This is a genomic window from Janthinobacterium salmonicoloratum (assembly GCF_051380845.1).
Lineage (GTDB): Bacteria > Pseudomonadota > Gammaproteobacteria > Burkholderiales > Burkholderiaceae_D > Janthinobacterium > Janthinobacterium lividum_F.
Genome location: NZ_JBNYXV010000001.1, coordinates 2,325,046 through 2,337,974, shown reverse-complemented (window position 1 = coordinate 2,337,974; position 12,929 = coordinate 2,325,046). Strand labels below are relative to the sequence as shown.

12 protein-coding genes are annotated in these 12,929 nt (G+C 64.8%); 11 read left to right on the top strand and 1 reads right to left on the bottom strand.

Annotated features, from left to right (window positions below):
* Nucleotides 1–178 precede the first annotated feature (178 nt).
* From ACQ4WY_RS10840 to ACQ4WY_RS10800, 9 genes are all read left to right on the top strand, one after another.
* Nucleotides 179–688, top strand: a complete 510-nt coding sequence (locus ACQ4WY_RS10840) for a sigma-70 family RNA polymerase sigma factor (RefSeq protein WP_436503983.1) — start codon at nt 179–181, stop codon at nt 686–688.
* The gene (locus tag ACQ4WY_RS10835; RefSeq protein ID WP_436503982.1) at nt 685–1,677 is read left to right on the top strand and encodes a FecR domain-containing protein; all 993 of its coding nucleotides are present in this window, start codon (nt 685–687) and stop codon (nt 1,675–1,677) included. The genes ACQ4WY_RS10840 and ACQ4WY_RS10835 overlap by 4 nt, the downstream gene beginning before the upstream one ends.
* 113 nt (nt 1,678–1,790) lie before the next feature.
* Nucleotides 1,791–3,992, top strand: coding sequence for a TonB-dependent siderophore receptor (locus tag ACQ4WY_RS10830; RefSeq protein ID WP_436503981.1), 2,202 nt, complete (start codon nt 1,791–1,793; stop codon nt 3,990–3,992).
* A gap of 116 nt (nt 3,993–4,108) precedes the next feature.
* Nucleotides 4,109–4,390 (top strand): hypothetical protein, encoded by a 282-nt coding sequence (locus tag ACQ4WY_RS10825; protein WP_353659995.1) that lies wholly within the window; start codon nt 4,109–4,111, stop codon nt 4,388–4,390.
* A complete protein-coding gene (locus ACQ4WY_RS10820) occupies nt 4,387–6,084 on the top strand; it encodes a PepSY-associated TM helix domain-containing protein (RefSeq protein WP_436503980.1) in 1,698 nt (565 codons plus the stop codon). The genes ACQ4WY_RS10825 and ACQ4WY_RS10820 overlap by 4 nt, the downstream gene beginning before the upstream one ends.
* Nucleotides 6,081–6,422 (top strand): DUF3325 domain-containing protein, encoded by a 342-nt coding sequence (locus ACQ4WY_RS10815; RefSeq protein WP_436503979.1) that lies wholly within the window; start codon nt 6,081–6,083, stop codon nt 6,420–6,422. Before ACQ4WY_RS10820 ends, ACQ4WY_RS10815 begins: the two co-directional genes overlap by 4 nt.
* A gap of 103 nt (nt 6,423–6,525) precedes the next feature.
* Nucleotides 6,526–7,713, top strand: a complete 1,188-nt coding sequence (locus ACQ4WY_RS10810; RefSeq protein WP_436503978.1) for an efflux RND transporter periplasmic adaptor subunit — start codon at nt 6,526–6,528, stop codon at nt 7,711–7,713.
* Between the two features lie 5 nt (nt 7,714–7,718).
* Nucleotides 7,719–9,710 carry a MacB family efflux pump subunit gene (locus ACQ4WY_RS10805; RefSeq protein WP_436503977.1) on the top strand — a complete coding sequence of 664 codons (1,992 nt, stop codon included), beginning with the start codon at nt 7,719–7,721 and terminating at the stop codon, nt 9,708–9,710.
* Between the two features lie 198 nt (nt 9,711–9,908).
* Entirely contained in the window at nt 9,909–10,853 is a 945-nt protein-coding gene (locus ACQ4WY_RS10800; protein ID WP_436504434.1) for an ABC transporter substrate-binding protein, read from the top strand.
* A gap of 63 nt (nt 10,854–10,916) precedes the next feature.
* Here ACQ4WY_RS10800 and ACQ4WY_RS10795 read toward each other — a convergent pair whose 3' ends face one another.
* Nucleotides 10,917–11,456 carry a hypothetical protein gene (locus ACQ4WY_RS10795; RefSeq protein ID WP_436503975.1) on the bottom strand — a complete coding sequence of 180 codons (540 nt, stop codon included), beginning with the start codon at nt 11,454–11,456 and terminating at the stop codon, nt 10,917–10,919.
* Between the two features lie 327 nt (nt 11,457–11,783).
* Here ACQ4WY_RS10795 and ACQ4WY_RS10790 point away from each other — a divergent pair, with 327 nt between their 5' ends.
* Nucleotides 11,784–12,587, top strand: coding sequence for a cytochrome C assembly family protein (locus ACQ4WY_RS10790; RefSeq protein ID WP_436503974.1), 804 nt, complete (start codon nt 11,784–11,786; stop codon nt 12,585–12,587).
* Complete coding sequence (locus tag ACQ4WY_RS10785; RefSeq protein ID WP_353660001.1) at nt 12,584–12,844, top strand: PP0621 family protein; 261 nt, start codon at nt 12,584–12,586, stop codon at nt 12,842–12,844. The genes ACQ4WY_RS10790 and ACQ4WY_RS10785 overlap by 4 nt, the downstream gene beginning before the upstream one ends.
* The last annotated feature ends 85 nt before the right edge of the window (nt 12,845–12,929 follow it).

Sequence of the window (12,929 nt, the reverse complement as noted above, 5' to 3'; positions counted from 1 at the left end):
TTACCTTATCGCGAGTCGCCGACGTTCTCCTGCTGTATCGCCTGGCGGTTGGCCTGCTTTTGAATTAGTTGGTATTTCTGCCAATGCCGCGATTGCATGAAAGGCATTGCACGGTTAAAATGAGAATAATTCTTATTTACATTCGCAGGCGCGTCGCGCTTGACCGGAAAGGGATGCCATGTCGGCCGCCGATTTTGCCCAGCAACAAGACCTGCACGCGCTCTACAGCAGCCATCACGGCTGGCTGAAGGGCTGGCTGCGGCATAAGCTGGGCAATGCGGGCGAAGCGGCGGACCTGGCGCAAGATACTTTCATCAGCGTGCTGACGGCCGATTCCGCGCCGCAGATTCGTGAAGCGCGACCTTTCCTCGCCACCATCGCGCGGCGGCTGGTGGCGCACCGCTACCGCCGGCAAGTGCTGGAAGACGCCTATCTGGAGGCGCTAGCTTGTCTGCCGCCCGAGGTGGCGCCCGCGCCCGAAGAACGGCTGCAGGCGCTGGAAGCCTTGCAGGAAATCGATGCGGCCCTCGACGGCTTGCCTGCGCCCGTGCGCACGGCGTTTTTGCTGGCGCAGCTCGAAGGTCTCAGCTATGCCGAGATCGCCGCACGCCTGAAGGTGTCGGCCAGCTCGGTCAAGCAATATCTGACGCGCGCCAACCGCCAGGTGTTTTTCTCCCTGCCAGCATGAGTACGGTGGCAGAACCCGCAGCCGCGGCAGCCATCCGCGAGGATGTGCAGCAGGACGCGGCCGAGTGGCTGACCGTGCTGATGTCGGATGAGGCAAGCGAAGCGGAACACGCCGCCTGGCAGCGCTGGCGCGCTCTGGACCCTGAGCATGAGCGGGCCTGGCAGCATATTGAAGCGGTGTCGCAGCGGTTCAACGGCATGCACCGCGGTGCGGCCGCGCAGGCGCTGGCCGGCACGCAGGAGCAAGCCGTCAATGGCAAGCGGCGCCAGTTGCTGGCGTGGCTGGGCGTGGCGGCCGGCGGCGGCATGCTGGCCGCGCAGACGGGCGCCTGGGATGGCGTGCGCGCCCTGCGCGCCGATTACCGCACGGCCACGGGCGAGCGGCGCGAGGTGGTGCTGGACGATGGCAGTGTGCTCAGCCTGAATACGGGATCGGCCGTGAACGTGCGTTTCGACGCCAGCCGCCGCCTGATCGAGCTGCTGGCCGGCGAGATCCTCGTCACCAGCGGTGACGGCATCGGCAGCGACGCGCCGCTGGAAGTGGCCACGCGCGAAGGCTGGGTGCGCGCGCTGGGCACGCGCTTTGCCGTGCGCCAGCAGGATGGCTACAGCACCGTGGACGTATTTGACAGCGCCGTTGAAATCCGCCCCCGCGACGGCATTGGTGCACCCTTGCTGCTGACGGCCGGGCGCGGCGCGGCATTTTCCCGCCATGCGCCGGACGCGCCGCACGCCATCGATGCGTATGCGGATGCCTGGTCACGCGGGCAGCTGATCGTCGACGACGTGACCCTGGGCGATTTCCTGGCCGACCTGGCCCGCTATCGCCCCGGCGTGATTCATTGCGTGCCGGAAGTGGCCCAGCTGCGCCTGTCGGGCGTGTTCCCGCTGGCCGATACCCAGCGTATTTTGAACATGCTGCCCAACTCGCTGCCGGTGCAGGTGCGCAGCCGCACGCGGTATTGGGTCAGCGTCGAACCGGCGCCATAGCACGCTGCGCAAAAATATTCAGCCATCCGGCTGCCCGTTTTTCGTTTTCGCGGCACCTACAGAGTAGGGCGCCTGTTTTTCACCGTCTCATGACGCCACCATCAGGAATTTTCATGTCGCACGCTTTGCATTTTGTCAGTTTGCCATCGTCTCACTCCGCACTGCGCCCGCTGGCGCAAGCGGCGGCCGCCTTGTGCCTGGCCGCCAGCCTGCCGGCACTGGCGCAGCAGGCCACGCCTGTCGCTCCCGCCACCGAGCAAACCATGCTCGGCGTGTCCGTCACGGCAGGGCGCGATGCGACAACGGAAGGCAGCGGCTCCTACACAACGGGCGTGAGCAATACGGCAACCAAGCTCAATCTGTCGCTGCGCGAGACGCCGCAGTCGGTCAGCGTGCTGACGCGCCAGCAGATTGACGACCTGGGCATCACGACCCTGGACGACGCCGTGCAATCGATCACGGGGTTGGTCATGCAAAAGGGCAACTTTACGGGCGATTCAGGCAGTTTCAGCGCACGCGGTTTTCCAGTCGAGAATATCCTGTTCGATGGCTTGCCTACCAGCCTGGGCGCGAACGGCACCTTCAATGGCGACAATGACGACCTGGCCATCTATGATCGCATCGAAGTGGTGCGCGGCGCCACGGGCTTGATGACGGGCAGCGGCACGCCCAGCGCGGCCATCAACATGGTGCGCAAGCGCCCGACGGCCACGCCGCAAGCGTCGTTCTCGGCCAGCATCGGCAGCTGGAGCAACTACCGCCTGGAAGCCGACGCGGCCAATGCGCTCAACGAAGCGAAGACCCTGCGCGGGCGCATCGTCGCGACGGTGCAGGACAAGAAGGATTTTGTCGACGTGCTGCATGGCCGCAATCACCAGCTGTACGGCATCATCGAAGCCGATTTGCGCCCCGACACGACATTGACCGTGGGCGCCCACTACCGCAAGACGGATAACGACGGTGTCACGACGGGCGTGGTGACGGCCGCCGACGGCACCTTTTTGAACTTGCCCCGCTCGACTTACCTGGGCACCGACTTCGATGGCTGGCGCCAGACGGATAAAACCATTTTCGCCGAACTGGAACACCGCTTCGGCAACGGCTGGAAGGCCAAGCTGGCCGCCACGCGCAAGACGCCCGAGATCGACACGACGTTTTCCGGCATCAGCCGCCGCGGCGACACCCTGCGCTTCAATTCGCAAAGCTACCGCGCCGAACTGGCCAACACCAGCTATGACGCCTATGCCAGCGGCAGCTACAGCCTGTTCGGCCGCGAGCACGAGCTGACCGTCGGCGCCAGCCACCGCCGTTCGTCGAAAAACAGCTATGGCGGCTGGGCGCCGTACAGCTGGAAAGAGAACGCGCCGGTGATAGACCCCTACCAGTGGGATGCGGGCAGCGTGGCGCGTCCCGTCATCAACTATGCGCAGTGGGGCACGGCCAGCATCACCGAACAAAGCGGCGTGTATGCGGGTACGCGCATGCGCCTGGCCGAGCCGCTGTCGCTGGTGCTGGGCGGGCGCGTGAGCTGGTACAAGGACGATGCCGGCTACTCGGTGGCGCGCGAATTCACGCCGTACGCCGGTGTCGTGTATGACCTCGACAAGCAGCATTCCGTGTACGCCAGCTGGACCGAGATATTCCAGCCGCAAGCGTCCACCGACGCCAACGGACAGCCCCTGAAGCCGATCAGCGGCACGAACTATGAAGCGGGCGTGAAGGGCGAATACTTCGGCGGCGCCCTCAATGCCAGCGCGGCCGTGTTCCAGATCCGCCAGCAAAACCGCGGCGTGGACGACCTGGCCGGCCCGAATCCCTGCCCGGGCAGCACCTGGGGCTTGTGCAAGCGCGCGTCGGGCGAAGTGCGCAGCGAAGGCGTGGAGCTGGACGTGGCGGGCGCCCTGACGCCCGACTGGCAGCTGTCGGCCGGTTTTACGTATGTGAAGGCGCAATTTACGCGCGACAGCGATCCGGCCAATATCGGCAAGGATTTCAATAGCCGCTATCCGCGCCAGCAGCTCAAGCTGGCCACCAGCTATCGCCTGTCCGGTGCGGCGCAAGGCTGGCGCGTCGGCGCCTCGGTGTACGGGCAGGGCGCGACCGAGTCGAAGGGCGACACCTACCATCTGCGCCAGGGCCGCTACGCGATCGTGGGCTTGAACGCGGCGTGGCAGATCGACAGCCGCGCCGAGCTGCGCCTGAACGTCAACAATGCGCTGGACAAGCGCTATTACCAGAGCATCTACTCCGATGTGTTAGGCAACTTGGTGGGCACGCCGCGCAACCTGATGCTGACATTGAACTACAAACTGTAAATAATCACTTTTGAATGATCTATCTTGATGAAGGATGCAAGGCTTATGGATGTGCAGTTGAATCTGGCCCACGCCAGCAATGGCGTGAGCCAGCGTGTGCCACAGGGAGCGCCGCGATGATGAAATCGGCCAACATGATGTTGTTCTCGCGCGTGCTCGCCGCCATCTTTGGCGGCTATGCGCTGACGTCCGGCGTGGCCGTGCTGCTGTCGGCCGTGCTGCCGCTGTCGCGCGCCGAAGCCGTGCTGACGGCCACCCTGAGCGCCTTCGTCGTCTACACCTGCGCCGTGATCTGGGTCTTTGCCGTGCAAGACCTGCGCCGCGTCTGGCTCGGCATGCTGCTGCCGGCCATCGTCTGCGGCGGCATCGGCATGCTGCTGTCGCGAGGTGCCGCATGAACGCCGTCAAGGTAGATAAAGTGGTCAAGACGCCACAGCAGGGCGGCTTGCGCCAGGCCATGGCTTGGCTGCATACGTGGAGCGGCCTGTGGATTTCCTGGCTGTTGTTCGCCATTTTCCTGACCGGCACCCTGGCCGTCTTCGACGACCCGATCGGCCACTGGATGACGCCTGAACACGCGCTGGAAGAGGCGGCGCACGCGAACGATCCGCCGCTGCCGAAGGTCACGGACCGCGCGCACCGCCTGGAACTGGCGCTCGACTTCATGGCGAAGGAGCACCCGAAGGCGGACATGTGGGAAATCTGGCCCGTGCAGCGTCCCGGCCACGGCCTGTCCGCTTACTGGTTCCAGCCCAGTGGCGGCTATGGCTCGGCGGATCTCGATCCGCTGACGGGCGCCGTCATCGAGCATGCGCGTGAGGCAACGGAACGCGAAACCATCGGCGGCCACCATTTCGTCGATTTCCACTACGAGCTGCACGCGGGACGCATCGGCGTGTGGATCGTCGCCATCACCACCATGATCATGCTGGTGGCGCTGGTGAGCGGCGTCATCACGCACAAGCGCATCTTCAAGGATTTCTTTACCTTCCGCCCGGCCAAGGGCCAGCGTTCGTGGCTCGACGCGCACAACGCGGTGGCCGTGCTGACGTTACCGTTCCAGTTCATGATCGCCTATACGGGCCTGGCATTTTTCAGCGATGACTATGTGCCGGCCCCCGTGGTGGCGCAGTACGGCATGGACAATGCCAAGAAGGCCTTCCTGGCCGACTGGAACGATGCGGGCAAGCCTGCGCGGTCGGGACAGCCGCTGGCCATTCCCGCACTGGAATCGTTCGCGCTGCGCGCCGAACAGGCCATCGGCCAGGAAATCCGCGCCGTGGTGCTGGACAATCCGAATGACGCCTCCATGCGCGTGTGCATGTATGGCTGGAACGAGGACGCGGATTTGCTGGAACGGATCAGCGCCAATTCGGGCAGGGCCTGCTATGCGCTGGCCACGGGCGAGCAGGTCGCCATGCGCCGGCCGGGCGAGTCGGACACGGGCGGCGCCGGCCTGACGCGCTCCGTCATGTCGAACCTGCACATGGTCGGCTTTGGCGGCACGCCGATGCGCTGGCTGTACTTCTTCTGCGGCCTGGCCGGTACGGCCATGATGGGCACGGGCGCCATCCTGTTCCTGGTCAAGCGGCGCCAGAAGTCCGGCGGCGAGTTCGGCGCCTACACGCAGCGCGTGTACCGCGTCATCGAATGCCTGAACGTGGCGGCGATTGCCGGCCTGGCCATCGCCTGCGTGGGCTTCCTGTGGGCCAACCGCCTGATCCCCGTCGGCCTTGAGCACCGCGCCGGCTGGGAAGTGCGCGCCTTCTTCGGCGTCTGGTTCCTGATGCTGGTGCACGCCTGTCTGCGCGCGGAAAAGCGCGCGTGGATCGAGCAACTGTGCCTTTTGGCCGCCCTGTGCCTGCTGCTGCCCCTCCTGAATGTGCTGAGCACGGGCGACAACCTGGTGGCGCAGGTCGCGCGCGGCGACTGGGAAAGCGCCGGCGTGGAACTGGGCAGCTTGGCCTTCGGCCTGCTGGCCGCCTGGGGTGCGTGGAAAGTCCACAAGCGCAAGGAAAAACCGCTGAAAAAAGCCGCCGCCAGGGAAACGTCCACGGCCAGCCTGCAAGTCAATACGGAAGGACAGTCATGATCAATACCATCCTGTGCGCGCTGGGCCTGTCGTATGCGGGCATGGCCAGCCTCTCGCTGGCGATGGACCGCCATCATGGCCAGGTCTGGGGCAGGGACGCGGCGCCGAACGTGCAGCGTGCGCTGCAACTGGCCGGCGCACTGTTGCTGGCGCTTGCCATCTGGCCCTGCGTGGCCGGCTGGAGCGCCACCGTCGGCGTCGTTGCCTGGCTGGGATTCATCGGGGCGGGAGCGCTGCTGGTGGCCTTGCTGTTGCCGTATGCCCCCCGATTGCTGTTGCGTAGTTCCCTGCTGGCAGCCGTCGCCGCGCTGGCAGGTCTTGTAACGTTCCTGCGGTGATGTTCACCGCCATTTTCAAGGATAGACCGATGTATTTTTTACGCCTGGCGACACCGTTTGACGTTTGTAATCTCGTTTTGACTTCATCCAAGGCGGCTTCCTGATGGCGGCCCGCCTGCCTTCCCGCCGCGCCCGCATCCTCGGCGGCGTGGTCTTGCTGGCGCTGTTTGGCGCCGGTGCCCTGTGGGCCACGCGCGGCCCGAGCACCGTGTTCGACACGGCGCCCGTCAAGCGCGGCAACATCGAGGCCAGCGTGACGGCCATCGGCACCCTGCAGCCGCAAACCTATGTCGACGTGGGCGCGCAGGTGTCGGGCCAGATCACGCGCCTGCACGTGCAGCCTGGCAGCGCCGTGGAAAAAGGCCAGTTGCTGGCCGAGATCGACCCCAGCGTGCAGCAAGCCACGGTCGACGCAGGCCGCGCCGCGCTGGCGGGCCTGCGCGCGCAACTGGCCGACCAGCAGGCGCAGCACCGCTTGGCGGGCCAGCAGCACGTGCGCCAGAAGCAGATGGCCAAGTTTGACTCGACGCCTTTGGCTGACCTGGAAACGGCCGAAGCCACCCTGGCCTCGGCCGGCGCCAAGATCGACCACCTGAAGGCGCAGATAGCCCAGACCCAGGCCAGCCTGAAGGCGGACGAGGCGCGCCTCGGCTATACGCGCATCTACGCGCCGATGGCCGGCAAGGTTGTGGGCCTGGACGCGAAAGAAGGGCAAACCCTGAACGCCACGTACCAGACGCCGAACATCCTGCGCATCGCCGATCTGTCGGCCATGACGGTGTGGACGGAAGTGTCGGAAGCGGACGTGCGCCGCGTGCGCCCGGACATGCCCGTGTACTTCACCACCCTGGGCGGCGACCAGCGGCGCTGGAGCGGCAAGGTGCGGCAAGTGCTGCCGGCCCCGCCGGTGCCCGGTGGTTCCGCCGCCGGCACGGCCCTGGCGCCGTCGACCAGCAAGGTGATCCTGTATACAGTACTGTTCGACGTGGATAACGCCGATGGCGAACTGATGCCGCAGATGACGGCGCAAGTGGTGTTTGTCACGGCCGCGGCAAACAATGTGCTGGCCGTGCCCTTGCCGGCGCTGAAGCCATCGACCGAGGAAGGCGCCAAGCCGGGGCAGTTCACAGCCCGCGTGATGGATGCGGACGGCAAGGTCGATACGCGCGCCGTCACCGTGGGCGTGCGCAACCGCCTCAGCGCGGAAGTGCTGCAAGGCTTGCGCGAAGGTGAATTGCTGGTCACGGGCGAGCAGCCGGCCAGCAGCGGCGCCAGCAGGTTCCAGTTATGAGTGCCATGAGCGAGGCCGCGTCGCTGGGGCAAGCCGGGCAGCCGGACCAGCCGCCTCTGATTGAACTGCAGGGCATTCGCAAGCGCTACGGCGGTCATGATGGCGCGCCGGCCGTGGAAGTGCTGCGCGGCCTGACCTTGTCGATTGGCGCCGGCGAATTCGTCGCCATCGTGGGGGCGTCCGGTTCCGGTAAATCGACCCTGATGCATCTGCTCGGGTGCCTTGACCGTCCCAGCGACGGCACCTATCGCTTCGCCGGCCAGGACGTGGCCAGCCTGAATCCCGATGAACTGGCGTGGCTGCGGCGCGAAGCGTTCGGCTTCGTCTTCCAGGGTTATCACCTGATCGCCACCGAATCGGCGCGCGAAAACGTGGAAGTGCCGGCCCTGTACGCGGGCATGCCGGCCGCCGCCCGCCACGCCCGCTCGGAAGCGCTGCTCAAGCGCCTGGGCCTGGGCGAGCGGCTCGACCACCGGCCGAATCAATTGTCGGGCGGGCAGCAGCAGCGCGTGTCGATCGCCCGCGCCCTGATGAATGGCGGGCGCATCATCCTCGCCGATGAACCGACGGGAGCCCTGGACAGCAGCAGCGGCGCCGAAGTCATGGCGCTCCTGGGCGAACTGGCCGACGCGGGCCACACCATCATCCTCATTACGCATGACCGCAAGGTGGCGGCCCAGGCGCGCCGCGTGATCGAGATCAGCGATGGCGAAATCATCGCAGACTCGGGCGCCATCGCCATCCCCGCCACGTCGACGGCCCTGCCACCGCTGGACATGTCGCGCGCCGCGCATGACACGGGGGCGTCGCTGGGCACGGAATTGCTCGACGCGGCGCGTGCCGCCTGGCGCGTGCTGTGGATCAACCGTTTCCGCACGGGCTTGACCTTGCTGGGCATCGTCATCGGCGTCGCCTCCGTGATCGTCATGCTGGCCATCGGCCTGGGCACGCGCCAGCAGGTGATGGCGCAGCTGGGCGCGTTCGGCTCGAACTTGCTGTACATGGCGTCGCGCGGCGAAAGCTCGCGCATCCCCGGGCGCAGCATCACCCTGGCCGACCTTGATGCCCTCAAGGACGTGCCGGGCATCACCCACGTGCTGCCGAATGTCACCGGCAACAAGGTGATACGCCACGGTAATCTCGATGTGCAGACCTATGTGCGGGGCACGGGGCCGGCCCTGCCTCAGATCCAGACCTGGCCTGTGGCCAAGGGCGGCTTCTTTACGGAGGAGGACGAGCGCGAGATGGCCACCGTGGCCGTGCTGGGCGCGCACCTGGCGGAAAAGCTGATGCCCGACGTGGCCAACCCTGTGGGGCAGAGCATCCTGATCGGCAATGTGCCGTTCCAGGTGATCGGCGTGATGAGCGCGAAGGGCGCGCTGACGGGCGAGAAGGATGAAGACGACGTGCTGCTGCTGCCGTTTTCCACGGCCGGCATCCGCGTCTTCGGCCAGCGCGAGCCGACGTACACGGTGATGGCGGTGGCCGACGTCAAGCGCGTGACCGAGGTGGAGGCGGCGGTCGACGCCACCATGTTCGAGCGCCACCGCATCCGTGACTATGGCATCAGCAACGCGGCCGCGTCGATCGCCGCCGAAGCCAAGACGCAGGACAACATGACCATGATGCTCAGCCTGATCGCCGCAGTCTCCCTGGTGGTGGGGGGCATCGGCGTCATGAACGTGATGCTGATGACGGTGCGCGAGCGCACGCGCGAAATCGGCATCCGCATGGCGACGGGCGCACGCCGGCGCGACATCCTGCGCCAGTTCCTCACCGAAGCCGTGCTGGTGTCGGTGGTGGGCGGCGTGGCCGGCATCGTGGTCGGTGTGACGGTGGCCGGCTTGCTGCTGGTATGGGACGTGCCGGTGATCTTTTCACTGAGCGCCATCGCCGGCGCGTTTGCCTGCGCCGTGGTGACGGGGCTGGTGTTTGGCTTCATGCCGGCGCGCAAGGCGTCGGGACTCGATCCTGTCGTGGCGCTGGCCGGGCAGTAAGCCGGCTGTTGTAACAATGCCGGCAGCGTGGCTGCCGGCAAAAAAATGTTGCCCTGGCTCTAACACGCGGTACTATCTCCCCATAATAAAAAAAGCTGTGTTTCGCGTAGTTTTGCCCTTGCGGGCACACACCAATCACCACAGGAGAACCCGATGCAGCAAAAATCAATCTTGAAGACCGGTATCGCCGCCGCCCTCATGCTGGCCTTCGGCATGGGCGCCGTCCAGGCACAGGCGCAGGAAGTCGTACGCTTGGGCAACTTGAAATTCGCCCATTACGGCGCCGTGTCGTACATCAAGGAAATCGCGCCCAAGTGCGGCATCAAGGTCGAAGAGCATATCTTCGCCAAGGGCCTCGACGTGATGCAGGCGATTATCGCGGGCGAGCTGGACGTGGGAGCAACGGCGTCCGAAGCGGCCATTTCCGGCCGCGCCGGCGGTGCGCCCATCTACGTGGTGGCCGGCTTTGCCAAGGGCGGTGCGCGCCTGGTGGCGGGCGCCGGGCAAAAGATTGCCAGCGTCAAGGAACTCAAGGGCAAGCGCGTGGGCGTGACGCGCGGCGGCATCCAGGAAGTGCTGCTGCTGGCTGAGCTGTCGCAGGCGGGCCTGACGTATTCCGAAACCAAGGGCAAGGATGTGCAGCTGGTGTTCCTGGCCTACGCCGACTTGAACCAGGCGCTGATGGGCAAGAATATCGACGCCATGATGCAGTCGGAACCGCAATCGTCGCAAGCCATCAACAAGGGCTTCGGCACCGAAGTCATCAAACCGTACGACACGCCGATCGGCGAACCCGTGCGGACCATGGTGATGACGGAAAAGTTCTACAAGGAACGCCGTCCCGTCGCGGAAAAATTCATGCGCTGCTTCGTCGAAGCCACCAAGGCCTTTATCGACAACAAGGCGACGGCGGAAAAGTATGTGCGCGAAGTCGTGTTCCGCGGCCAGATCACGAAGGATGACTTCGACGACGCGATCAGCAATTCGCCGTATTCGTATGACATCACGCCAGAGCATATCCAGGTGACCACGGACGTGATGGTGAAAACGGGCGTGGGCCGTATGACGAAACCGCCCGTGGCCAAGGACTGGGTCAAGACGGACTTGCTGGAGCAGGCGAAAAAGAGCCTGAATGTGAAGTAAATCAGGAAACCATGAAAAAAACCTCCGCGCCAGTGCTGGTGCGGAGTTTGTGGCGGGGCGGCCTTAGCGGGCGTTAAAACCCATCAAGCCCTTCTCCGTCTGCCGGAAACTCAGCGTGTAGATGCGGGTCAGCTCATCGCCTTTCTTGAGCTGGCGGTTGATGATGGCGCCGTAATTGTCTTGCACGATCTGGTCCGACCATTGCAGCAGGTTCTCGAAACGCTCGGCCGTCATCGCTGCCTGGCGGGCCAGCAGCGGCGCGGGAATCGCCTTCTTTTCCTGCTGTTGCGTCCAGAAGTCGCGGAAAACCTTGTTCTCGCCACCCATGCCGCGCGCCATCAGGCCCAGGCCCATGGTCATGCCCACGGAGCTGTCCGTCTTCGCCTCTGCTTCGAGCTTGTCGGCCACGTCGGCCAGCAATTCCAGGTAGCCCACCTTGGCGCGCAGGATGGCCGAGCCCTTGATTTCGTACTGTTCGTTCTCTTTCCAGCCATTGAGCTTTTCCAGCTTCGCGATGTCGAAGTACTGCTTGTACAGGTCATAGCTTTGGATCGACGTACGGAAGTACTCCTCGTACGTGGATTGGGAAGGCGTATCTTTCATGCAGCCGCTTAAGACCGTGCAGGCGGCCAGCAGGAGACAGGTCCAGGAAAATTTTCGAAAAGACATGGCGAGGGGGGCGGTGGCGTCAGGGTGGATAATATTGCTACGTGGACATAATTATAGGACTGGCTAATCAGGATGGCAACGTGCCTGCGGCGCGGCGACCGTGCGTCGCAAGAAAGATTGCCGAAATCTTGAGGGTGCGCCACCCCGTTGCGCCTCAGGCGCGATATCATGGCAGGCTTGCGGCATTGGATGGCGGCGTCGTGCCTGTCACCCGGGCTGTCGCCTGAATCGCGCTTGTCGGCTATGGTGTAAACTTAAACTATGCAGATCTATTTCTTTTTCATCGCCGCCCTGTTGTACGCGGTGTGCGCGGTGCTTCCCTCATCGCGTGCCCGGCTCATTGCCGGCCTGACCGGCGTCGCCTGGCTGGCCCACGCCGCCACCCTGTGGTTCGACCTGATGGCGCCGGGCACCTTGCGCTTTGGCTTTTCCGCCATGCTGTCGGCCGCGCTGTGGGTCTCGGTGGGGGCCTACTGGATAGAGAACCGCAATTTCAGCCTGGACGGACTGCGCCGCATGGTCATGCCCAGCGCCGTCATCGCCATCGGCCTGGCCTGGGCCTTTCCTGGCAGCCAGGTCAGCATGGAAGGCAAGTCGGCCGTCTTCGGCTGGCATATCGCGGTGGCCGTGCTCGCCTACAGCACCTTGACGATTGCCGCCTTTCACGCCGTGCTGATGGCGCTGCAGGAATCGCGCCTGCATACGCGCAGCGAAAGCCGCGGCTTCATCGGCACGGCGCTGGACCAGCTGCCAGCCCTGCTGACGATGGAAAAGCTGCTGTTCCGCATGATCGGCCTGGGCTTCATCCTGCTCAGCCTGACCGTGCTGTCGGGCATCGTGTTTTCCGAGCAATTATTTGGCAAGGCGCTCAACTGGGACCACAAATCCGTGTTTACCATGCTGTCGTGGCTATTGTTTGCCGCCCTGCTGGCAGGCCGCCGCTTTCGTGGCTGGCGCGGCAAGACGGCCCTGAGTTTTACCCTGGCCGGTTTCGCCACCTTGCTGCTGGCCTATGTCGGCAGCCGTTTTGTACTGGAAGTGGTTTTACACCGAGGATACGCATGACACGTGTTTTATTCTGGCTGGCACTGGTGTTCCTGGTGCTGTTTGCTATCCGCAGCAAAATCCGTGGCATGCAGCAACGGGCCCGCGCGCAACAGCAGCAGCGGCCGAACCCGTATGCGCCGCCGGTGCGGCCGCAGGAATTGCCGGATGCCGAGCTGATGCTGTGCTGCGCCCACTGCGGCGTGTACTACCCGGCCTCGGAAAACGTGCAGGCCAAGGGCCACGACTACTGCAGCCACGCGCACGCCACGCTGTAAGGGCAGGCCCGCGCACGTTGCTCATCCGTATCGTAACGTCCCCCGGCATCCGTCCGGCGTAGCATCTGCAGCAGGCGGTTCGCCA